This window comes from Azomonas macrocytogenes, from assembly GCF_014191985.1.
GTDB classification, from domain to species: Bacteria; Pseudomonadota; Gammaproteobacteria; order Pseudomonadales; family Pseudomonadaceae; genus Azomonas; species Azomonas macrocytogenes.
The window spans coordinates 21738-43570 of sequence record NZ_JACHXI010000019.1 but is presented as its reverse complement, the minus strand read 5'-3'; the positions used below and the strand labels follow the sequence as shown (position 1 = coordinate 43570).

General features: G+C 58.6%; 21 protein-coding genes and 1 pseudogene. 7 read left to right on the top strand and 15 right to left on the bottom strand.

What is annotated here, in order from left to right:
• Positions 1-21: 21 nt before the first annotated feature.
• From pdxJ to FHR87_RS15325, 8 genes are all read right to left on the bottom strand, one after another.
• The gene (gene pdxJ, locus FHR87_RS15360) at positions 22-768 is read right to left on the bottom strand and encodes a pyridoxine 5'-phosphate synthase (protein WP_183167595.1); all 747 of its coding nucleotides are present in this window, start codon (positions 766-768) and stop codon (positions 22-24) included.
• Entirely contained in the window at positions 761-1450 is a 690-nt protein-coding gene (recO, locus tag FHR87_RS15355) for a DNA repair protein RecO (protein ID WP_183167594.1), read from the bottom strand. Before recO ends, pdxJ begins: the two co-directional genes overlap by 8 nt.
• Positions 1451-1533: 83 nt before the next feature.
• Complete coding sequence (era, locus tag FHR87_RS15350) at positions 1534-2430, bottom strand: GTPase Era (RefSeq protein ID WP_183167593.1); 897 nt, start codon at positions 2428-2430, stop codon at positions 1534-1536.
• On the bottom strand, positions 2423-3112 hold the full coding sequence (rnc, locus tag FHR87_RS15345) for a ribonuclease III (protein WP_183167592.1): 690 nt from the start codon (positions 3110-3112) through the stop codon (positions 2423-2425). The genes era and rnc overlap by 8 nt, the downstream gene beginning before the upstream one ends.
• Entirely contained in the window at positions 3109-3486 is a 378-nt protein-coding gene (locus FHR87_RS15340) for a DUF4845 domain-containing protein (protein ID WP_183167591.1), read from the bottom strand. Before FHR87_RS15340 ends, rnc begins: the two co-directional genes overlap by 4 nt.
• 72 nt (positions 3487-3558) lie before the next feature.
• The gene (lepB, locus tag FHR87_RS15335) at positions 3559-4413 is read right to left on the bottom strand and encodes a signal peptidase I (protein ID WP_183167590.1); all 855 of its coding nucleotides are present in this window, start codon (positions 4411-4413) and stop codon (positions 3559-3561) included.
• Between the two features lies 1 nt (position 4414).
• The gene (gene lepA / locus FHR87_RS15330; protein ID WP_183167589.1) at positions 4415-6214 is read right to left on the bottom strand and encodes a translation elongation factor 4; all 1800 of its coding nucleotides are present in this window, start codon (positions 6212-6214) and stop codon (positions 4415-4417) included.
• A 220-nt stretch (positions 6215-6434) separates the two neighbouring features.
• A complete protein-coding gene (locus FHR87_RS15325) occupies positions 6435-7859 on the bottom strand; it encodes a DegQ family serine endoprotease (RefSeq protein ID WP_183167588.1) in 1425 nt (474 codons plus the stop codon).
• Between the two features lie 204 nt (positions 7860-8063).
• Between FHR87_RS15325 and FHR87_RS15320 the strand changes: the two genes are divergently transcribed.
• The 7 genes from FHR87_RS15320 (at position 8064) to FHR87_RS15290 (ending at position 15676) form a co-directional block, all read left to right on the top strand.
• Positions 8064-8759: a type 1 glutamine amidotransferase gene (locus FHR87_RS15320; RefSeq protein WP_183167587.1), complete on the top strand. Its 696-nt coding sequence runs from the start codon at positions 8064-8066 to the stop codon at positions 8757-8759.
• Positions 8760-8893: 134 nt separating this feature from the next.
• Positions 8894-9853, top strand: coding sequence for an AAA family ATPase (locus tag FHR87_RS15315; RefSeq protein ID WP_183167586.1), 960 nt, complete (start codon positions 8894-8896; stop codon positions 9851-9853).
• On the top strand, positions 9853-10821 hold the full coding sequence (locus FHR87_RS15310; protein WP_183167585.1) for a DUF58 domain-containing protein: 969 nt from the start codon (positions 9853-9855) through the stop codon (positions 10819-10821). The genes FHR87_RS15315 and FHR87_RS15310 overlap by 1 nt, the downstream gene beginning before the upstream one ends.
• Positions 10818-11318 carry a DUF4381 family protein gene (locus tag FHR87_RS15305; RefSeq protein WP_183167584.1) on the top strand — a complete coding sequence of 167 codons (501 nt, stop codon included), beginning with the start codon at positions 10818-10820 and terminating at the stop codon, positions 11316-11318. Before FHR87_RS15310 ends, FHR87_RS15305 begins: the two co-directional genes overlap by 4 nt.
• The gene (locus FHR87_RS15300) at positions 11311-12324 is read left to right on the top strand and encodes a vWA domain-containing protein (protein WP_183167583.1); all 1014 of its coding nucleotides are present in this window, start codon (positions 11311-11313) and stop codon (positions 12322-12324) included. Before FHR87_RS15305 ends, FHR87_RS15300 begins: the two co-directional genes overlap by 8 nt.
• Positions 12325-12326: 2 nt before the next feature.
• Entirely contained in the window at positions 12327-14045 is a 1719-nt protein-coding gene (locus tag FHR87_RS15295) for a VWA domain-containing protein (protein WP_183167582.1), read from the top strand.
• Positions 14042-15676, top strand: coding sequence for a BatD family protein (locus FHR87_RS15290; RefSeq protein WP_183167581.1), 1635 nt, complete (start codon positions 14042-14044; stop codon positions 15674-15676). Before FHR87_RS15295 ends, FHR87_RS15290 begins: the two co-directional genes overlap by 4 nt.
• 8 nt (positions 15677-15684) lie before the next feature.
• Here FHR87_RS15290 and pepN read toward each other — a convergent pair whose 3' ends face one another.
• The 7 genes and pseudogenes from pepN to FHR87_RS15255 form a co-directional block, all read right to left on the bottom strand.
• Positions 15685-18342 carry an aminopeptidase N gene (pepN, locus tag FHR87_RS15285; protein WP_183167580.1) on the bottom strand — a complete coding sequence of 886 codons (2658 nt, stop codon included), beginning with the start codon at positions 18340-18342 and terminating at the stop codon, positions 15685-15687.
• A gap of 107 nt (positions 18343-18449) precedes the next feature.
• Positions 18450-18596, bottom strand: a pseudogene (locus FHR87_RS19560) (DUF2797 domain-containing protein); the annotation flags it as partial.
• Entirely contained in the window at positions 18586-18738 is a 153-nt protein-coding gene (locus FHR87_RS15275) for a hypothetical protein (protein WP_420826747.1), read from the bottom strand. The gene FHR87_RS15275 and the pseudogene FHR87_RS19560, both read right to left, overlap by 11 nt.
• Positions 18739-19005: a YeaC family protein gene (locus FHR87_RS15270; protein ID WP_183167578.1), complete on the bottom strand. Its 267-nt coding sequence runs from the start codon at positions 19003-19005 to the stop codon at positions 18739-18741. It lies immediately after the preceding gene.
• 61 nt (positions 19006-19066) lie between these two features.
• Positions 19067-19951 (bottom strand): rhomboid family intramembrane serine protease, encoded by an 885-nt coding sequence (locus FHR87_RS15265; protein ID WP_183167577.1) that lies wholly within the window; start codon positions 19949-19951, stop codon positions 19067-19069.
• Positions 19948-20916, bottom strand: a complete 969-nt coding sequence (locus tag FHR87_RS15260) for a metallophosphoesterase (RefSeq protein ID WP_183167576.1) — start codon at positions 20914-20916, stop codon at positions 19948-19950. Before FHR87_RS15260 ends, FHR87_RS15265 begins: the two co-directional genes overlap by 4 nt.
• Positions 20917-21804 carry an NAD(+) kinase gene (locus tag FHR87_RS15255; RefSeq protein ID WP_183167575.1) on the bottom strand — a complete coding sequence of 296 codons (888 nt, stop codon included), beginning with the start codon at positions 21802-21804 and terminating at the stop codon, positions 20917-20919.
• Positions 21805-21833 lie beyond the last annotated feature (29 nt).

The window sequence follows — 21833 nt, the reverse complement described above, 5'->3', positions numbered from 1 at the left end:
TGAATGGAGAAAACGACGTCTTCAGACCCGGACCGCCGCCGCCAGAATCAGTTGCTTCATCTCCCGGACCGCCTGCTTGAAACCGACGAACAAGGCATGAGCGACGATGGCATGACCGATATTCAACTCATTCAGGCCAGCAATAGCCGCAATGGCCTCGACGTTATGGTAATGCAAGCCGTGCCCAGCGTTGATGACCAATCCATGATCCAGCCCGCACGCTACACCATCGCGAATCCGCGCCAGTTCCAGTGCCGTTGGTACCGCGCCTTCGGCATCGGCGAAACGACCCGTATGCAACTCGATAGCCGGCGCACCTACTCGGCTGGCCGCCTCGATTTGTCTGGGTTCGGCATCGATGAACAATGAAACTTCACAGCCAACCCGGCTCAAGCGTTCGACCGCCGCGGCGATACGGGTTTCCTGCCCAGCCACATCCAGACCGCCCTCGGTAGTCAACTCCTGGCGAGTTTCCGGCACCAGGCAGATGTGTTCGGGCCGGATACTTTCGGCAAAGGCCAGCATGCTCTCGGTCACCCCCATCTCGAAATTCATTCGCGTCTGCAACAGCTCCTTGAGCAGATACACATCGCGCTCCTGGATATGCCGGCGATCCTCGCGTAGATGCAGGGTGATACCGTCGGCGCCGGCTTCCTCGGCATCCAGCGCCGCCTTCACCGGATCGGGGTAACGGGTACCACGGGCCTGGCGCAGGGTTGCCACGTGGTCGATGTTGACTCCCAGGAGAAGATGCTTGGCTTCAGTCACGTGATGATTCCTTCGGGTTCATGAACAGCTCTCGACTGACCAGGGGACGTGCGCCCAGATGTGGCGCCAGTGCCTGACGCATAAGCCGTTTGGCAGCATTCAACACGCCGGGTACCTTCCAATCCGCCTGGGCCATGGCCAGCAGTTCGTGGCCCGAAAACATGCCTGGCTGAAATTGCTCGGCGCGCTCGAAACCGGCATCCGGCAGAAAACGGTAGAGATTGGTTTCGCCCAGCGGCTGACCGGCTACATCGGTATCCAGGGCGAAACCATAGCCCAGCTCGCCGAGCAAGCGCCATTCGAATGCCCGCAGCAAAGGCTCGAGAGGACACCCAAGCGCCAGAGCCGTCAAGGTAGTCGAGTAATGCTCGAAAAAAGCGGGATGGGGATCTTCGGCAGGGAGCAGACGCATCAACAGCTCATTGAGATAGAGGCCGCTATAGAGAGACTGTCCGCTCAGCCAGAGCGGAATGCCCGCTGGCTCCAGGCGGACAACGGTTTTCAGCTCGCTTTTACCGCGCAACTCCAGCTCCAGTGGGCTAAAGGGGCGAGCCACGCTGCCACTACGCCCCCGGGCTGCGCGCAACACTGCGGCCACACGACCCTGCGGGGTAAAGAGCTCCAGCAGCGCACTGCTTTCCTTGTAAGGGCGGCTATGCAGAACGAAAGCGAGAATAGGCATACAGAATCGACAAGGAGGCTGGAGAGTCAAGGCTGCTTTCCGTCTTTTCGTCCAGCATCAAGCCTCCAGCGCTTTTATCGGCTTCAATCGTAACCCAGCGAGTGTAAGGCACGTTCATCATCGGACCAGCCACCTTTGACCTTGACCCAGAGATTGAGCATTACCTTGGAGTCGAACAACACTTCCATATCCTTGCGGGCTTCCTGGCCGATACGCTTCAGCCGCTCGCCCTTGTCACCGATGATGATTTTCTTCTGCCCGTCGCGCTCGACCAGAATCAGTGCATGAATATGCAGGACATGGCCTTCCTGTTTGAACTCTTCGATCTCAACGGTTACCTGGTAAGGCACTTCGGCGCCGAGCTGGCGCATGATTTTTTCACGCACCAGTTCGGCCGCAAGGAAACGGCTGCTGCGGTCGGTGATCTGATCTTCCGGGAAAAAATGTTCGCCTTCCGGCAAACGCTCGGCCACCAGCCTTTCCAGAAGATCCAGATTCCTGCCGTGCTGGGCGGAAATTGGTACGATCTCGGCATTCGGCAACTGTTGCGCCAGCCATTCGAGATGCGGCAACAGCTCGGCCTTGTCATCAAGGCGATCGGTTTTGTTCACCGCGACAATAAGTGGCCCTGACACAAAACGAACCCGCTCGAGCACCATCTGGTCTTCATCGGTCCAGCGAGCACGGTCGACGACGAAAACAACCACATCCACATCCTTCAAGGCCGCAGCCGCCGTCCGGTTCATGTAGCGGTTAAGCGCCGTCTCGCCCTGTTTGTGCAGGCCGGGGGTGTCCACGTAGATCGCCTGGACCGCACCTTCAGTCTTGATACCAAGCATATTGTGCCGAGTAGTCTGTGGCTTGCGTGAGGTGATGGCGAGCTTCTGGCCGAGCATGTGGTTCAGCAAGGTCGACTTGCCCACGTTGGGTCGACCGACGATGGCAACGTAGCCACAACGTTCAGCAGGCGATTCACTCATGAGCGTTCTCCACACCGAGCCCGACCAGGGCGGCGGCAGCAGCTACCTGCTCGGCAATCCGCCGACTGGGCCCCTGCCCCTGGGTTCGTTCGTTCAACAGCGCCACCTGACACTCCACATAGAAAGTACGGCAATGGGGTTCACCCTGGATATCCACGACCTCGTAGCGCGGCAACTCGTGGCCACGCGACTGGAGGAATTCCTGCAGTCGTGTCTTGGGGTCCTTGTTGGTATCGACCAGCGTCAACCCTTGCAATTCGTTGACCAGCCAGGCCAGTACACGCTCGCGCACCCTATCCATGCCACCATCCAGATAGATAGCTCCGATCAAGGCTTCCAGAGCATCGGCCAGGATCGATTCACGGCGAAAACCTCCGCTTTTCAGCTCGCCGGAACCAAGGCGCAGGTAATCCCCCAGCTCGAAGCCGCGCGCCAGGACAGCCAGGGTCTGTCCCTTGACCAAACGTGCCCGCAAGCGCGAAAGCTGTCCTTCACGGGCCTGGGGGAAATGAGTGAAGAGTGCTTCACCAGCAACGAAGTTGAGAATGGCATCGCCAAGGAACTCCAATCGCTCATTGTTGCGCCCGGCATAGCTGCGGTGGGTCAAGGCAACGAGCAGCAGCTCCTGGTTCTTGAAGTGGTAACCGAGCTTGCGCTCGAGACGATCTAACGAAGTACTCACGGCATCCTAAATCGGTATTCTTTGGCAAAACGAGCCACCAGATCGAGATTACCGATCAGGGACTCACGTTTTTCATAGGCAAGGTGCACATTGAATTCTTCGTCTTCCAATTCGACCTTCAATGCTTCTTTCATATCGAGATCGCGAATGCCGTTGACCTGCATCCCCTTTCCTACGTGAGTATAGAAGTCCTGCACGCTATGGATATCGAGATTGCTGTCGGTCTCTGCAGAAGCGATGACCTTGTCCATGGACATATAGTCCAGATAATGCGGCAACATCTTGAATAAGGTGCTGGCAAGAAATGCCACCAGGGCCAGCATCACTAACCAACCCAGCACGGACAATCCTTTTTGCGAACGTGGAAGGTTCATGTCGCCTCACAAAATCCTTTTGCGGTTTTTTTAGCCAGCAGAGCCGGACGAAACGCCAGCAATCCATTGCTTTCACAGAATCAATCCCACCCGGGAAAAATCTGGCAAGTGACTGAACTTCGGATCCGGCCAGCTCATCCAGACTGCGAAGGCCTTGCCGACGATATTCCGGTCGGGAACCATACCCTGTAGCTGGGCGGGAATATTGGGATCGTTCCAGTAACGACTGTCGTTGGAGTTGTCCCGATTGTCACCCATCATGAAGTAATGACCTGCCGGTACTGTCCACTGGCGGTCAGGTTCGATGCGGTAGCGGCCCATTTCCTTGCGGATCAGATGTTCCACCTTGCCCAGTTGCTCCTCGTACAGCCTGGTGCTGCCCAGACTACCCGGCTCTTCCCCGACCAGCTTTTCAGCTACCGATTCACCGTTGATGAACAACCGCTTGTCACTGGTATAACGCACCACATCCCCAGGCAGACCAACCACTCGCTTGATGTAATTGACATCCGGATCGCTGGGGTAACGGAACACCATGACATCGCCGCGTTGCGGGTCGCTGACGCTGATGACCTTGGTATCGACCACCGGCAGCCGAATGCCATAGGCGAACTTGTTGACCAGGATGAAGTCGCCCACTTCCAGCGTAGGTTTCATCGAACCGGACGGAATCTGGAAAGGCTCGACCAAAAAGGAGCGCAACACCAGAACGATGGCCAATACGGGAAAGAAAGACTTGCCATACTCGACCAGTACTGGCTCCTTCTTCAGCGCCTCGAGCGCTGCAGGATCGGCCTTGGTGACAGTCGCCTGGTAATTGGCGATGGCCGCCCGCCGCCGCGGCGCGAAAAAAAACAGGTCCAGCAGAGCCAGGGCACCGCATACCAATACTGCGACGACCAGCATCAATGGAAAATTGATCGACATTTCAGCTATCCACCTTCAGAACCGCCAGGAACGCCTCCTGGGGAATTTCTACACTGCCAACCTGCTTCATGCGCTTCTTGCCTGCCTTCTGCTTCTCCAGCAATTTGCGCTTGCGGCTTGCGTCACCACCATAGCATTTGGCCAGAACGTTCTTGCGCAGTGCCTTTACCGTGGTCCGGGCGACGACTTGGCCGCCGATGGCCGCCTGGATGGCCACATCGAACATCTGCCGTGGAATCAGTTCCTTCATTTTCTCGGTCAGGGCACGGCCTTTATGATGCGCATTATCGCGATGGACAATCAGTGCCAGGGCATCCACCTTCTCACCATTGATCAAGACATCCAGCCGCACCAGATTGGCCGCCTGGAAGCGATCGAAACTGTAATCCAGTGAAGCATAGCCGCGACTCACCGATTTCAAGCGATCGAAGAAATCCATCACGACCTCACTCATCGGCAGATCGTAGCGAACCTGAACCTGTGTACCCAGGAACTGCATGTCGCGCTGGACCCCACGCTTTTCGATGCACAGGGTAATGACATTGCCCAAGTGATCCTGAGGAACCAGAATATTGGCCTGCACGATGGGCTCGCGCATCTCATCGATGGAAGACAGATCAGGTAGCTTGGACGGGTTGTCGACGTATTGGATCTCACCGTTTTTCAGCACCAGCTCGTAGATTACAGTAGGTGCGGTCGTGATCAGGTCAAGGTCGTATTCACGCTCGAGCCGTTCCTGGATGATCTCCATGTGCAGCATGCCAAGAAAACCGATGCGGAAGCCGAACCCCAACGCATCGGAACTTTCCGGCTCGTACTGCAAGGCCGCATCGTTCAGGGTGAGCTTCTGCAACGCCTCGCGGAAATCTTCGAAATCGTCGGAGCTGACCGGGAACAGCCCGGCATAAACCTGCGGCTTGATCCGTTGGAAACCCGGCAACATGGCCACATCCGGGGTGCTGGAAAGAGTCAGCGTATCGCCTACCGGAGCGCCATGGATATCCTTGATACCGGCGATGATGAAGCCCACTTCGCCAGCCTTGAGATCCCCCATTTCCGTATGCTTGGGCGTGAAGACTCCAACACTGTCGACCTGATGAAGCTTGCCGGTGGATTTAACAAGAATCTTGTCACCCTTTTTCACTCGGCCATGCTTGACCCGGACCAGCGAGACTACGCCCAGGTAGTTGTCGAACCAGGAATCGATGATCAATGCTTGCAGCGGAGCGTCGATTTCGCCTTCGGGAGCAGGAATGACCTGCACCAGCCGCTCCAGCACATCAACGACACCCATGCCGCTTTTCGCGCTGCAAGAAACGGCGTCGGTCGCATCGATCCCGATGATGTGCTCGATTTCTTCCTTGACTCGCTCCGGTTCGGCCTGGGGAAGATCCATCTTGTTGAGCACCGGCATGACCTCCAGCCCCTGCTCGATGGCGGTATAGCAGTTGGCGACCGATTGCGCCTCGACTCCCTGGCCTGCATCCACGACCAGTAGCGCACCTTCGCAGGCGGCGAGCGAACGGCTGACCTCATAGGTAAAGTCGACATGCCCGGGCGTGTCGATGAAATTGAGCTGGTAGGTTTTACCATCCTGCGCCTTGTAGTGCAGGGTCACGCTGTGAGCCTTGATAGTGATGCCACGCTCACGCTCGAGCTCCATGGAATCCAGAACCTGGGCTTCCATTTCTCGATCGGCCAAGCCACCGCAGATCTGGATGAAGCGATCCGCCAGGGTCGACTTGCCATGATCGATATGCGCAATGATTGAGAAATTACGGATATGACTCAGGTCGCTCACAGCTTGGATACTCGGATAGATGCAGGCCGACCGCCTGCCGAAATGGCCACGAAGTGTAACCGATCACCCCTGCAAGCGCCACGCCAGACACTATGGGATATCAGTAACACCTATCGAAAAGAAATCACTTTGCCATCGCCTCCGGAAAGTTTGATCCGCAGGTATAGGGATGTAAAAAAGGCGGCTTTGATAAGCCGCCCCTTTCACATTCGCTACGTTCTTACTCTGCAAGCTTGAACGTAATGAAGCTCGCTCGTCCCTGGCGCAAGACACGCATGGAAATCGAGCGTTTGGCCGGCAAGTTTTCAGCTATTTTGGTGAATGTCGACACCGAATCGATAGCCGTATTATTCAGATGGGTAATCACATCGCCTGGACGCAAACCAATCATGGCGGACGGTCCGCCTATTATCTGGCTGATGACCACGCCACCCTGCAAATCGAGGCTTTGCTTCTGCTCGGCAGTCAGCTCGGCAACCCGAACTCCTAACCGATTGCTGCTTTTTTCTGCGCCACTTCCCTCATTCGAGGAGAGCATTTCCTTTTCGTCGGGCAGCGCTTCAATGGTAATGGCCAGTTTCTTGCGATCACCTTCTCGCGCCACCATCAGCTCGGCAGTAGTGCCTGGTTTCATCGAACCGATCTGATGCGGCAGATCGGCAGACATGATGATTGGCTTGCCATTTACGCTAAGAATGACATCACCCACTTTTATGCCGCCCTTGGCCGCCGGTCCACCTTCCATGACTTGTGCGACCAACGCGCCGGCAGGACGTTCCAGCCCGAACGACTCGGCCAGATCCTTGTTGACTTCCTGAATGACCACGCCCAGCCAGCCACGCCTGACCTTGCCTTCGGTACGCAACTGATTCGCCACATCCATCGCCACATCAATGGGAATGGCGAAGGACAAGCCCATGAAGCCTCCGGAGCGGGTAAAAATCTGGGAATTGATTCCCACGACCTCACCTTTCAAGTTGAACAGCGGTCCGCCCGAGTTGCCAGGGTTGATCGCCACATCGGTCTGAATGAAAGGCACATAGCTTTCACTCGGCAGACTGCGGCCCACGGCACTGACGATACCGGACGTCACCGTATGGTCGAAGCCGAACGGCGAGCCGATTGCCAACACCCATTCGCCAGCCTTCAGTTCGCTCGATTTACCGAGTTTGACCGTCGGAAGATTCTTGCCCTCGACCTTCAGCAAGGCAACATCGGTCCGCGGATCGGCACCGACGAGCTTCGCTGTGAGTTCGCTGCGATCAGGCAAGCGCACCACGATTTCGTCTGCTTCGGCAACCACATGATTGTTGGTCAGGACATAACCATCAGCCGAGATGATGAAACCGGAACCAAGGGATTGGGCCTCTTGCTGCCGGCCTCGGCCAGGATCGGCCGGCATGCCTGGAATGCTGCGCTCGAAGAATTCACGAAAAATAGGCGGCAAGCCTTCGAGATCCGGCAGCATCCGAGAACTGGCCGCACCACGGTCGGGAAGATTCTGCTTGGTGCTGATATTGACGACCGCTGGCGAGGCATCCTCGACGAGAGAAGTGAAGTCAGGCAGGTCTGCCTGGGCCGATAGCGCCTGTCCCAGCAAGGCCAGCCCTGCCAAGAAGGCAATACAACTCTTTCTATGGAACATTATCTACAAATCTCCACATTCAAAGAGCGCTTAACTTACCGCAGACCGGTCGAAGTCTGCGAGCACGATAGTTGGTTGCACCAGGGTATGCCATCGGCTTGGCAACGGGCTCTACAGCAGTCGTCATGGTATTTTGAAACGCGCCACTTACCGGAACCGCCGTTTTGCAGGTAGGCTCGCAGCTCACCGCCAGGAGTAATGTCAATGCAGGTCCATGTCCTTCAACACGTCCCTTTCGAAGGTCTTGGCAGTATCGAAAAGTGGCTGCAAGAACGAAACGCATCTATCTCGTATACCCGTTTTTTCGAAACCCCGGGATTTCCTTCGCTCGATCAGGTTGACCTGCTGATCATCCTGGGTGGCCCGATGAGCGTGAACGACGAACACAGGTTGCCTTGGCTGCAAGCTGAAAAGCGTTACATTGCCGATGCAGTGAAAAGCAACAAGGCCGTGCTGGGTATTTGTCTGGGTGCACAATTGATCGCCAGTTCGCTGGGCGCCAACGTCTATCCTGCACAAGAGAAGGAACTGGGCTGGTTTCCCATATTCGGACAGGAAAGCCCATCTGGAACATTCCCCTTTCCACCCAGCACCAAGGTTTTCCATTGGCATGGCGAAACCTTCGATCTACCAGCGCAAGCAATGTTGCTGGCCAGTAGCGAAGGTTGCCAGAACCAGGCCTTCCAGATCGGAGCACGTACGCTCGGCCTGCAATTCCACCTGGAAACCACACCTGAAAGCGCCCATGCGCTGAGCACTCTGTATAGCGAAGAGCTGGTCGCACAAAGGCCTTACATACAAAGCGGGAATACGTTGCATGCGACGCCGGTTGACACCTATGCCAAGGCTAACGCGCTGATGGCAAAAGTCCTCGAATACCTGACCGCGACTCTTGATTGATTGCTCCGTCCCCTGAGCCTGCAAGGGTTGGTCTGCAAAGCCTGCAATGCATTAAAGTGGCACACCCTCCAGCCCAAAGCATCTATCCGGCCAGCCTGGATCGATCATCAATATCAACAAGGACTGAAACCACGATGGATCACCGTGAAGCATTGATCGCGCTCAGGCAATTCCTGTCCAACCGCATCCTCGGACAGGAACGGCTGGTCGAGCGCCTGTTGATCGCCTTGCTCGCCGATGGCCACTTGCTGGTGGAGGGTGCCCCGGGCCTGGCCAAGACGCGCGCGATCAAGGAGTTGGCCGAAGGCGTGGAAGCCGAATTCCATCGCATCCAGTTCACCCCTGACCTGTTGCCGGCCGATATCACCGGCACTGAAATCTACCGCCCTGAAACCGGCAGCTTCGTTTTCCAGCAAGGACCGATCTTCCACAACCTGCTGCTGGCTGACGAAATCAATCGGGCACCGGCCAAAGTGCAATCGGCGCTGCTGGAAGCCATGGCTGAGCGCCAGGTCAGCATCGGCCGCAGCACTTACCCGCTGTCGCCAATGTTTCTGGTGATGGCAACCCAGAACCCCATTGAACAGGAAGGCACCTATCCGTTACCGGAAGCGCAGCTGGATCGCTTTCTCCTGCATGTGAAAATCGGTTATCCCGATGCCAGTGTAGAACGCCGTATCCTGCAGCAGACGCGTGGTGAAGCCATCAATGGCGAGACTGCACCAGAGCATCAGGTCAGCCAGCAGGCAATTTTCGCCGCACGCAAGGAGATTCTCGGCCTGCATATGGCCGACGCGGTGGAGGAATACCTGGTGCAATTGGTAATGGCGACCCGCACCCCGGCCAAGTTCGATGCCGAACTGGCCGAGTGGCTCACCTATGGCTCCAGCCCGCGCGGCACCATTGCCCTGGATCGCTGCGCACGGGCCCACGCCTGGCTGGCCGGGCGTGATTTCGTCAGCCCCGAAGATATCCAGGCCATGCTTTTCGATGTCTTGCGCCACCGTCTGATTCTTTCCTTCGAGGCAGAAGCCTCGGGTATCGATCAGGACCGGGTGATCCAACGCATTCTCGACGTAGTGGCTGTAGCCTGATGCACAGGCGCGATCCCGGGACCGCCCTGGTGGAACCTGCGGAAGGCATCTACACGAACCTGGCCGAGCTGATCGACTTGCGCAAGAGAATCCATGAACTGCCGTTGTTTTCCACCCCACAACGGCGCAGTCCACTGCTGGGTCTACATCATTCGCGCCTGCGCGGACGTGGGGTGGATTTCGACCAGGTACGGATCTACCAGCCCGGCGACGATGTCCGCACTATCGACTGGCGTGTCACTGCGCGTACCCAGGAGCCACACACCAAGCTGTACCACGAGGAACGCGAACGCCCCATCTATATTCTGGTGGAGCAGAGCCAGCGGCTGTTCTTCGGCAGCTCGCGGCAATTCAAATCGGTACTGGCTGCCCATGCCGCGGCACTGATCGGCTGGGCCACGCTAGAGCACAACGACCGGATTGGCGGCCAGGTCTTCGGTGACGGCCGCTTTCTGGAAATCAAGCCGCGACGCAGTAAACACAGCTTGCTGCAGCTGCTTGATCGCCTGGTTCAAGCCAACCACCGGCTGGACAGCGGAACACAACCGATAAACGACACGGAAAGCTTTGCCCAGGCCCTGCGTCGGGCTCGCGAAGTACTACGCCCAGGCAGTCTGGCGGTAATCCTGTGCGATGAACGTGCCCTGAGCGATACCGCCGAGCGGCAACTCTGGCTGCTCGGTCGGCATATCGACCTGCTGCTGCTACCGTTATCCGACCCGCTCGATCATGCCTTGCCAATCACCGGCCTGCTGCGCTTCGCCCAAGGCAATGCGCGTCTCGAACTGGACAGCAGCGACAGCCAGTTGCGTCAGGCCTATCGAGAGCAGGCCGAACGGCGCCGGCTACGTTGGGAACGCCTGGCGCTGCGCCTGAGCACCCCGCTGCTGCCACTGGATACCCATCGTGATGCAGTCGAGCAACTGCACGATCACTTGACCCTGCACCAGGCCAGGAGCCGTCAGTGAACCCGCTTGAACAACTGGCACCGCTCATCGCCCCGCCCCCTCCTTCCTGGTGGCCACCGGCTCCCGGCTGGTGGCTGCTGGCAGCGCTGCTCCCCATGCTTGCCACAGGAGGTTGGTGGTGGTTGCGAAAAGCGCCACGGCAACCGTTCAGCACCGAATCCCACCAGGATGACTCGACCGATTCCCTGCGTCTGGCCGCCCTGCAAGAGCTGGCTCAACTGGACAAGCCCCAGGCCGGCGAATCGGCCAGCCACTGGCTGCAACAGCTCAACACCCTGCTCAAACGTATCTGCCGGACACGCTATCCGGCAGATAATCCGCATACCATGAGCGGCCGCACCTGGCTGGCTTTTCTCGACAGTCGCTGCCCTGCCGCCGGCCTGACTCGCTGGATGATCCTGGTGGAAGGTGCCTATCGCGCTGAATGCAAGCTCGATGACCAAGCTATCGCCGGACTGGAGCAAGCCGTGGAAACCTGGATCAGAAAACATGCTTGAACTGGCCTGGCCCTGGATTTTCGCGCTGTTGCCCCTCCCCTGGCTGTTGCGCGCCTTGCTACCTGCTGCGGAAAGTCGCCAAGCTGCACTCAAGGTCGGTTTTCTTGACGAATTGGAAAGCCTCTCCGGGCAGCGCTCGCGCCTTACGCTGGCCAGTTGGCGCCAGCAATTGCCATACCTGACGATCTGGCTGCTGTTGCTGGTGGCAGCAGCCAGGCCACAATGGCTGGGCGAGCCCCTGCCGCTACCGGCCAGTGGCCGTGATCTGCTGCTGGCAGTGGACGTTTCCGGCTCCATGGATTATCCCGACATGAGCTGGCAAGGCTACGAAACGACCCGCCTGGAACTGGTCAAGCATCTGTTCGGCGATTTCATCGAACAGCGCTACGGTGATCGCGTGGGCCTGATCCTGTTTGGTAGCCAGGCCTATCTGCAAGCGCCCCTGACATTCGACCGCATCACCGTACGAACCTGGCTGGACGAGGCCCTGATCGGCATCGCCGGTAACAATACCGCCATTGGCGATGCCATCGGCCTGGCCCTGAAGCGCCTACGCGAACGCCTGGCCGAAAACCGCGTGCTGGTTCTGATTACCGATGGTGCCAGCAACGGTGGCGAGCTTGAACCACTGGTAGCGGCCCGGCTCGCAGCTGGAGAAAAGGTGAAAATCTATACAATTGGCATAGGCGCAGAACCGAATCAGGCCAGAAATCTCGGGCTCTATGACTACACCCAGTCCATCGAACTGGACGAAAACCTGCTGCGCGCCATCGCCGAGCAGACGGGTGGCCGCTATTTCCATGCCTCTTCCAGCGACGAACTGCAAGCCATCGGCAAAACCCTCGACCGCCTCGAACCGGCCGCGCAAAAACCCGAGCTCACTCATGTTGCCGAACAGTTGTACGTCTGGCCGTTATCCGCAGCCTTGCTCGCCAGCCTGGCACTGACCATGGCGCGACTCTGGCAGCGACCGCTACAGCGGTTCATGCGGCGCTGGGAGCACTAACCATGGGGGATATCTGGCCGCATCTCCTGCGCCCCTGGTGGTTGCTGCTGCTTCCGCTGCCGATCTGGCTGCTCTGGCGGCTCTGGCACCGCCAACGCAACACCGGCCACTGGCAACGCTTGCTGCCACCGAGCTTCCAGGCCGTTCTGCTGACGCGGGGCCGTCTACGTGGAACCCGGCTGCCCTGGGTCGTGCTGGGGCTGACCTGGCTACTGGCGCTCCTGGCCCTGCTCGGTCCCTCGTGGCAGCGCCTGGAGCAACCCAGCCTGAAGCGTGTCGACCCACTGATCGTGCTACTGGAAATGACGCCGGCGATGCTTGCCGAAGACGTACTACCCAATCGCCTCGAACAGGCCAAGCGCAAGCTGATCGATCTGCTACAGACACGCCGGGATGTCCAGACAGCCATCGTCGTCTTCGCCGGTAGCGCCCATGTACTGGTTCCCCTGTCGGATGATCTGGCTACCATCGACAACCTGTTGAAAGTACTGAAACCTTCACTCATGCCGGAAACCGGTCATCGCGCCGATCTGGCCGTAGCCCGGGGACTTGCTCTATTGCAGCAAGGCGGCGCAGGCCGGGGCCGGCTGCTACTCGTGGGCAGTACGCTGGATGAAAACGAACGACAAAGCATCCACAAACAATTGCTGAACTTTAGCGGACAACTGGCACTTCTCGGTATCGGCACTACAGAAGGCGCACCTATTCTCAAGGAAGATGGCAGCTACCTGCGCGACGAACAGGGTTCGATCCTGATTCCCCGGCTGGACGACAAAGCCCTCGCCCAGCTCGCCAGCGAATCGAATGGAAGCTACCGGACGGCAACCCTAGACAATAGCGACCTGGCCGGGCTCGGTCTGCTCGCGGCAAATGGTGGCATTGGCGAATCGGCGGAAACCATTTCGCTGCGCGCCTGGGTCGATCAAGGTTACTGGCTGTTGCTGCCGCTGTTGCTATTGGCCGCCAGCGCCGGCCGGCGCGGTTGGCTGTTCTGCCTGCCGCTACTCTTGCTACCTGGCGAACCCGCTCAGGCCGCCGACTGGCAAAAGCTCTGGCTGCGCCCGGACCAACAAGGCTTGCGGCTGCTCGAAGAGCAGCGTCCAGCGCAAGCGGCCAGGCGCTTTGAAGATCGCCAGTGGCAAGGTCTGGCACTGTATCGGGCAGGCGACTACAAGGGCGCCGCCGAACGTTTCAGCCAGGAAAACAGCGCACCGGCCCATTACAATCGCGGCAATGCGCTGGCCATGGACAAACAATTGGAAGCCGCACTCGAAGCCTATGACCGCGCCCTGGCACTACAGCCCGAACTGGCCGAGGCGCAGCACAACCGGGCCTTGGTCGAAGCACTGCTCAAACAACGCCAGCAAGCCGAATCGGACACCACCAATCAATCACCCGAATCCAGAAGCGACGAGCAAGCGCTCTCTTCTTCTGCCCAAGCAAACTTGCCGGAACGCTCCCAGAAGCCATCATCAGCGAACGAAACTGACGAACGCGACGTGCAGCAAGCCAACAGACCAGCGACTGGCACGGACCCCTTCGCCCAGAAGAAATCCGTTAGCGGCGCAGCAGCCAATCGCCAAGCAGACTATCGCCTGGAAATTACCGAAGGCCAGCAGGAGCTGGAGCAATGGCTACGACAGATCAGCGATGATCCCGGCGAGCTGCTGAGAAGGAAATTTCTCTACGAACAACGCAGGCAGCAGGAAGTGAAGCCATGAAGCATTCGATGCTGGTCATTCTGCTTGGCGCCCTGGCCTGGCAGGCCAGCGCAGCCGGCTTGACGAGCCGGGTCGACCGTACCGACCTGAGCCAGAACGAAACCTTGGAGCTGACCCTGGAAGCGAGTGACGGTACCACGTTCGGCAAACCCGATCTGGACCCGCTGAACAAGCAGTTCCTGGTCGGTTCATCCCGGCAGATCAACATGCTTTCCAGTACCGGCGGGCAAACCCGCGCCATCACCCGCTGGATCGTCACCCTGCAGCCACGGCAGGCTGGAATCCAGCAGATCCCGGCCCTGAAGCTCGGTACGCTGCACAGCGAACCGATCACCTTGCACGTCCGGGCCCGGCCAGCCGGCCAGGCTGCACAACTGGCCCCGGTCTTCATCGATGCCAGCCTCGATCATGCCCGGGTCTATGTGCAGGCCCAGGCGATCCTGACCCTGCGCATCTATCATTCCGTGTCCCTGTACGACGACAGCACCCTGTCCGCCTTGCAAATGGACGATGCCCATGTCGAACGCCTGGGTGAACCACGCACCTACGAAACAACCCTCAACGGTATCCGCCATGGCGTGATCGAAGTACGTTACGCGGTCTTTCCCCAGCACAGTGGTGAGCTGACCGTACCGGGCCAGACCTTCAGCGCTACCAGCGTTGCCCCGAACGATGCGGACCAATCACCACTCACTGGCTATCGAGGCCGTCCCATCCAGGTCAAGTCAGCCGGCATGCCTTTGAGTGTGCTGCCCAAACCAGCCGAGTATCCGCCCGACGCACCCTGGATTCCAGCAGCTTCCCTGAGTTTGAACGAGGTCTGGAGCCCGCAGGAAAAAACCGCCAGGGTCGGTGAATCGATAACCCGCAGCCTGATGCTCAAAGCCGAGGGGCTTTCCGCCGCGCAACTGCCGCCCATACCACAGACTCACTCGGCCAACCTGCGCAGCTACCCGGATCAGCCCGTACTGGCCAATGAAATCGGCACCTCCGGCCTGATCGGCACTCGCGAGCAAAGCGAAGCACTGGTGCCGACCCAGGAAGAAGCCCTGTCCCTACCCGATATCGAGATCATCTGGTGGAACACGCAGGAAAATCGCCTGGAAAAAACCAGCCTGCCCGGCCGCACGTCACAGGTGGCAGCCAACCCCGACCTTGCCCAGGAAAAATCCACTATCGTGGTGTCCCCTCAGGAAATCCATCCCATCCAGCCGCTCTGGCCCTGGCAGGCGAGCAGCGCCGTACTGGCCTGCACGACGCTGCTTGGCTTCGGCCTCTGGCTGCGCGCCCGGCGTCAACCGGCGATCTTGCGCGCCGCGACTGCCGGGCCGAGCCCACGCAGCCTGATGGAAGACCTGCGGCGCGCCTGCCAGGCCAACGATACTCAAGCCACGCGCCAGGCACTCGACGCCTGGGCCCGCCAACAACCGGAAACGCTAGCGGAGATCGCGGCCCGTTTCGTGCCGTTGTCCGATGCCCTGGACGAGCTCAATGGAGCACTGTACAGCGATAGCGAAGCCGGCCACTGGCAAGGTGAAGCGCTCTGGCAGGCAATCAATACCCTGCCAGCAGCGGACCAAGGCAAGGATGAGCTGGAACAACCCACCTTGCCGCCGCTCTATCCACGCTGAAGCCTGGCTCAAGCCAGGCTTTTGCTGACCACCTCGTAGACATCGCTGGACAACTCGCCCGAAGCCAGAATGCGTTCCAGTTCTCCTTTCATCAGCACCTGGCGCGCCTGGTCGAACTTGCGCCAGCGCGTCAGCGGCGATAGCTGGCGTGAAGCAATCTGCGGATTGAGCGCATTGAGCATGATTACTTGATCGGCCAGGAAGCGGTAACCCGCACCATCCCGGCGATGGAAGTTGACATGGTTCTGGTTGGCGAAAGCCCCGATCAGCGCCCGGACCTTGTTCGGATTCTTGATGGTGAACGCCGGATGCTGCATCAGGTGCTGGACGCGCTCCAGGCCGCCCGGCAGCGGACAACCAGCCTGCACGCCGAACCATTGGTCCATCACCAGCGGATCGTTGGCGAACCGCTCGGCAAACCAGGCCAGTGCCGTGGCTTTTTCCTCTTCGAACGGCGAATGCACCAGCACGACCAATGCCGTGAGTCGCTCGGTCATATTGTCCGCCTGCTCGAATTGCTCCAGGCAAGCTGCCAGCACCTCGGCTTTCTCGCTCAGCATCAGGTAAGCCAAGGCGATATTCTGCAGGGCGCGGCGGGCGAAGTGCTCGGCATGAGCCACGTAAGGCGTGCTGCGCGATACCTCACGGTTGGCCTGATAGCGTTGCCAGAGCGGTTCGAACAGGGTTTGGGCAATGGCTTTGCGGGCGAATTCGCGGGCAACATGGATGGCCTCGACATCGGCCGTTTCGCTGATCTCGGCCAGATAGGCCTCGCTCGGCAGCGAAAGCATCTCCGCCACCATGGCTTGATCGAGACTGTCGTTTTCCAACAGGCTGCGCAACGCCGTGAGCAGGCGCTGGTCGATCACCAGCGTTTCATTGCAGTGATATTGAGCGATCAAATCATGCAGAGCCTGTACTGCCAGGCGCTGGCCAGCCTCCCAGCGATTGAACCCGTCCGAATCATGCTGCATCAGAAACATCAGCTGATCGCGCTCGTAGGGAAACTCCAACTTGACCGGTGCGGAAAAACCGCGCAGCAAGGACGGCAGTGGCTTGTGCGTCATACCGGCAAAGGTGAACGTCTGCTTGGCCTGGGTGACGGAAAGCACCCGGCTGCTGCTGCCCACTGTCTGTTCACCCTGCAGGCGTAATGGCAATTCCTGTCCATTCTGGTCCAGCAGGCCCAAGGCAATCGGAATCACGAAAGGTTCCTTGTGTTTCTGGCCCGGTGTGGGTGGACAGCTCTGGTGGAAAGTCAATGAATAGGTCCGGGCACCGGCATCGAAATGCTCGCTGACTGCCAGATGCGGCGTGCCGGCCTGGCTGTACCAGCGCTTGAACTGGGTCAGATCGACCTGGTTGGCCTCTTCCATTGCCTTGACGAAGTCGTCACACGTCACGGCTTGGCCGTCATGACGCGCGAAATACAAGTCGGTGCCCTGGCGAAAGCCCTCGGCACCCAGCAGCGTACGGAGCATGCCGACCACTTCCGAGCCTTTTTCGTAGATAGTCAGCGTGTAGAAGTTGGAAATCTCGATAAAGGAATCCGGCCGGATCGGATGCGCCATCGGCCCGGCATCTTCAGCGAACTGGTGCGTGCGCAGATAGGCTACGTCCTCGATGCGCTTGACCGTGGCCGAGTTCATGTCGGCAGAGAAACCGGCATCACGGAATACGGTAAAACCTTCCTTCAGCGACAACTGGAACCAGTCGCGGCAAGTCACGCGGTTGCCCGACCAGTTGTGAAAATACTCATGGGCAACGATTGCCTCGACCCGCTGGTGCGCGGCATCGGTAGCCGTTTCGGCACGCGCCAGCACGGCACCGGAGTTGAAGATGTTAAGGCCCTTGTTCTCCATGGCCCCCATGTTGAAGTCGCTGACCGCAACGATCATGAAGATATCCAGATCGTACTCACGGCCATAGACCTGCTCGTCCCAGCGCATGGAGCGCTTCAGGCTGTCCAGCGCGTGCTGGCACTTATCGATATTTTCCGGCTCGACATAGATGCGCAGCGCGACTTCGCGGTCGTTCATCGTGGTAAAGCTATCCTCGACGCTCTTCAAATCACCCGCTACCAACGCGAACAGGTAGGCCGGTTTCTTGAAAGGATCGTTCCAGGTAGCCCAGTGCCGGTCATCTCCTTCCGTACCACTGGCTACCGGGTTACCGTTGGAAAGCAGGATCGGATAACGCTTCTTATCGGCCTTTACGGTGGTCGTGAAAACGCTCATCACATCGGGACGATCAAGATAGTAGGTGATCTTGCGAAATCCCTCAGCCTCGCACTGGGTGCAGAACATCTTGCCGGACTTGTACAGCCCTTCCAGCGCGGTATTGCTTTCTGGATGGATGCAGACAGTGGTTTCCAGGGAAAAAGCCGGACTGTCCGGTTGCAGGCTCAGTTGGTTCTCATCCAACTGATACTCCTTCGGACCAAGCTGGCGACCATCCAGCGCCAGTGCCAGCAGTTCCAGCTCCTGGCCGTGTAGCACCAGAGGCGGCAGGCTCTGGTCGCGCTCGAGGTTGCGCCGTAGTGCCAGGCGGGCATGCACCAGAGTGCGATCCTCGTACAACTCGAAGGTCAGATGGGTTTCATCGATCAGATACTCGGGCGCCTGGTAGTCCTTGAGATGGATGACTTTCGGTTGTTCTGTACGCATGGGGATCTCTCGACATAAGCTTCAAGTCATAAGCTTTAGGCTGCGAGCACCAAGTTGCAAGCCTGAAATCGTAGAGTTTGCACTGGCGATAAAGGTTCGCGATGCCGTCAAGGCACGCAGTTGGCCACCACCTGATAGCCCGTGTACTTGCGGATATTGATCACACCCGTATCCAAAAGCAGATACTGACCCTTGATGCCCAGGAGAGAACCTTCCACCACGGGCGTTTTTTCGAAAGCCAGGCTAATGAATCGCTCCCAGATATTCCAGACGTAGGGTCTTGCCCAGCAGCGCATTGAGCGGTACCTCACTACCGCCCAGACGCAAGGCGTACTGCACCGGTGAATCCAGGCGCGCCGCCATCTTGGCCAGCACGCCGTGTCCCAGCTCCAGCATTCAGTGGCGGGTTTCGGAAGGATTGGTAAACAGCAGATTGGGAGCCGTTTTTGATTTGGATGCACATTTTTGCGTACCCATATAGCCGGTACGCTCCTCTTCAGGCAGGTTTTTTGCCTCCCAGGCGATCATCGCCTGCAGGCATAGCTCCTTCTGCTCAGGCGTCAGCCGGCGTCCGTCGTCCCACTTGCCCAGCTCGACGGCTTGTTTGAGGTTCCGGTAGATCTCGGGGGTGATGTTCTCGATCGCATCGATAAATGACAGCATTGGCCAGACTCCTCGGTTAGTTGAGAATCATTCTAGACTAGAGAAGAAAAGGAAGGCAGTCTTATCCTTCATGCCTGCTCTTGCGCGCTAACAAACCGCCGATGACGCCGGTAAGACACCCAGCCGCCAAGCCACCGACATGCGCCGCATTGGCAATAGCCATGGCACCGAGGCTGACCACAGTGATAATGCCGCTCAGGCAAATCAGCAGCCAGGCCAGCATCAACCCCACCACGCCAGGTGGCAGACGATACGTCGAATTCGGCGCCAGCTTCTGGAACAGCCAGCAATGTCCCAGCAAGCCGTAGAGTACGCCGGACAGGCCACCGAAGATGCCTGGGCTGCCGAACAGATATTGGGCGAAATTGGCTATCACGCCGAACACGAGGGTCAACCCGAGCAGCATCCAGCGCCCCTGGCGGGACTCGATGCGGCGCCCCAGCTCCCAGTACCAAAGGCTGTTCATGGCCAGGTGCAAAAAGCCGAAATGGACAAAGGCTGGCGTGATCAAGCGCCACCATTGCCCGGCCTCCAGGGTCTGGGCAAGCGAGCTGAAATAGACGTAGCCGCCCTGAATTCGAAAGTCGACGAAATTCAGCCAACGGATGATTTCCAGGTTATCCCCGAGCCCGGTAATGACAGCCGAGAACAGCGTCACCAGCAAGACGCCGACCGTGAATGGCGTAGCACGCAGGCTGGAACGCAAGCCTGCACTGCTGCTCTGCGGCGGCACAGCCATGAAAGTCTCGGGAATGTTTTGGCCTTGAGGATAAAGCCTGTATAGCTCGCGCACCTGCCCGATCACCTCAGCGGGGACGCGCACAACCTGCTCATCGGATTCCTCGGAAACCCGGCAAGGCACGCCCATGCCCTGCAGCATGGCAAGGAAACCGCTCAGATCTTCGGACAACGGCAAACGCAAGGCTTCGGTCAGGGTCACACTCATTCCTCTTTGCGCTCGACATCGACCCAGACGAAATGGGCCGGGTTCAGCTGTTTTTCTTGATCAAGCCGATAGGCAACCAACTTGCCGCCTTTTACCGCACTGTAGTCAAGACAAGCCAGGTTATGCCGGATCGGGCCCGGAGAACCGCTGCACCAGTAGTGCCCAACAAACAGCATCGGCTCGTCCGGGCCATAGAGAAACAGCCGTTGCCGCTGGTGATCGTTCAGCAGAAGCTGCGCTATCGGTTCCGGCAGCCCCTTGGGCTGGAACACTACATCGCCGTAGGTTTGCGGGTTTTCTTCCCAGAATTTGGTACGAAACACCGTACGCACGAAGCCTTCGTCACTGACGAGAGTTATCCCGTCCGGCAGTGGCATGTCGGTGCCACGCAGCAGGCGGTTCAGGGCCAGATTGGCGAAACTGCTATCGATTGCCGACTCGCGCAGCAATTGCACATCGATACACCCCTGGTTGAGGCGTGGCGCCAATTGGGCGATAACCTGGCTGTCCCAGCAGGCATGCACGACACGAAAACGCCCGGCATCCAGATAGAGCGGTAGCTCGTAGAACCATTGGCGAAACGCCTGCCACTCTTGCGGATATTTGTCGAACTGCAACAGCGTCTCGCGCAGCAGCTTGGTGAAACGCGGCGAATGCTCACGCACAAACTGCTTGCCACTGCCCGGTGGTGCCGCGGTATACCAACCCATGGCGCTGTATTCGTGGTTGCCCATGATGCAATGGGCCTGTCCAGCCTCGACCATGTCGTGCACCAAATGCAACGCTTCGCGGATATGCGAGCCGCGATCGATAATGTCGCCGAGGAAAATCACTTGTCGCCGTTTGTGGCGCCAGACACCTTTCCGGTAGCGGTAGCCCAGCAAATCCAGCAGATACGTTAGGGTCCTGGCACAACCGTGCACATCGCCAATCAGATCATAGCTACGTTCCGGATCGACCTGCATTCAGTCGCCTCCGCCAAGACGGCTACCCCAGCCCAGCTTGGTCCGACAGACCTCGTAATAGTTGTAATCCAGCGGGTGAATCAGATTCAGCCGCTGGGACTTCTTGCGGATGGTGATGGTATCCCCGGGAGCACAGGTGAAATGATTCTGGCCATCGCAGGAAATCTGCGGATAGATCTGCAGATTCGAGGAAACGACGATCTTCAGTTCGCTGTTGCCATTCACCACAATCGGACGGCTGGACAAGGTATGCGGGTGCATCGGCACGATGACCACTGCATCCAGCTTGGGCTGCATGATCGGCCCGCCGGCAGACAGCGCATAGGCCGTCGAGCCGGTCGGCGTGGCAATGATCAAGCCGTCGGATTTCTGGCTGTAGACGAACTGCCCATCGATGAACAGCTCGAACTCGATCATGCGAGTCGATTTGCCCGGGTGCAGGACCACATCGTTGAGGGCATCGCTTTCACCGACCGGCTCGTTCCTGCGCTTGGCCTGGGCTTCGAGCAGGAAGCGGTTCTCCATGGTGTACTGGCCATCCAATACCTCGCCGACGCGCTTTTCCAGTTCGTCTGGCCGGATATCGGTGAGAAACCCCAGACTCCCCCGGTTGATGCCCAGAACCGGCACCCGGTAGCGGGCCATCGCCCGGGCCGCACCGAGCAGGCTGCCATCCCCCCCGACGACGATCACCAGATCGCAGGTTTCACCCAGGCTATTGCGAGAAGATATCTGCATGCCATGTCCGGGTAGGAGCTCAGCGATGGTTTCGTCCAGAATTACATTCAGGTGGCGCCCCAGCAGAAACTTTTTCAGCCGGCGAATGGTATCCAGCACCTGGACACTTCCCAGGCGACCGATGATGCCGATGTTGCGGAATTGCTCCATTGGATATCTCAAACGGTATAGGCCGATGT

Excerpts from the sequence above, each read along its gene's own strand:
- recO (WP_183167594.1), bottom strand. The coding sequence starts at position 1,450 with ATGCCTATTCTCGCTTTCGTTCTGCATAGCCGCCCTTACAAGGAAAGC.
- era (WP_183167593.1), bottom strand. The coding sequence starts at position 2,430 with ATGAGTGAATCGCCTGCTGAACGTTGTGGCTACGTTGCCATCGTCGGT.
- FHR87_RS15340 (WP_183167591.1), bottom strand. The coding sequence starts at position 3,486 with ATGAACCTTCCACGTTCGCAAAAAGGATTGTCCGTGCTGGGTTGGTTA.
- lepB (WP_183167590.1), bottom strand. The coding sequence starts at position 4,413 with ATGTCGATCAATTTTCCATTGATGCTGGTCGTCGCAGTATTGGTATGC.
- FHR87_RS15325 (WP_183167588.1), bottom strand. The coding sequence starts at position 7,859 with ATGTTCCATAGAAAGAGTTGTATTGCCTTCTTGGCAGGGCTGGCCTTG.
- FHR87_RS15320 (WP_183167587.1), top strand. The coding sequence starts at position 8,064 with ATGCAGGTCCATGTCCTTCAACACGTCCCTTTCGAAGGTCTTGGCAGT.
- FHR87_RS15315 (WP_183167586.1), top strand. The coding sequence starts at position 8,894 with ATGGATCACCGTGAAGCATTGATCGCGCTCAGGCAATTCCTGTCCAAC.
- FHR87_RS15310 (WP_183167585.1), top strand. The coding sequence starts at position 9,853 with ATGCACAGGCGCGATCCCGGGACCGCCCTGGTGGAACCTGCGGAAGGC.
- FHR87_RS15300 (WP_183167583.1), top strand. The coding sequence starts at position 11,311 with ATGCTTGAACTGGCCTGGCCCTGGATTTTCGCGCTGTTGCCCCTCCCC.
- FHR87_RS15295 (WP_183167582.1), top strand. The coding sequence starts at position 12,327 with ATGGGGGATATCTGGCCGCATCTCCTGCGCCCCTGGTGGTTGCTGCTG.
- FHR87_RS15290 (WP_183167581.1), top strand. The coding sequence starts at position 14,042 with ATGAAGCATTCGATGCTGGTCATTCTGCTTGGCGCCCTGGCCTGGCAG.
- pepN (WP_183167580.1), bottom strand. The coding sequence starts at position 18,342 with ATGCGTACAGAACAACCGAAAGTCATCCATCTCAAGGACTACCAGGCG.
- FHR87_RS15275 (WP_420826747.1), bottom strand. The coding sequence starts at position 18,738 with ATGCTGGAGCTGGGACACGGCGTGCTGGCCAAGATGGCGGCGCGCCTG.
- FHR87_RS15270 (WP_183167578.1), bottom strand. The coding sequence starts at position 19,005 with ATGCTGTCATTTATCGATGCGATCGAGAACATCACCCCCGAGATCTAC.
- FHR87_RS15265 (WP_183167577.1), bottom strand. The coding sequence starts at position 19,951 with ATGAGTGTGACCCTGACCGAAGCCTTGCGTTTGCCGTTGTCCGAAGAT.
- FHR87_RS15260 (WP_183167576.1), bottom strand. The coding sequence starts at position 20,916 with ATGCAGGTCGATCCGGAACGTAGCTATGATCTGATTGGCGATGTGCAC.
- FHR87_RS15255 (WP_183167575.1), bottom strand. The coding sequence starts at position 21,804 with ATGGAGCAATTCCGCAACATCGGCATCATCGGTCGCCTGGGAAGTGTC.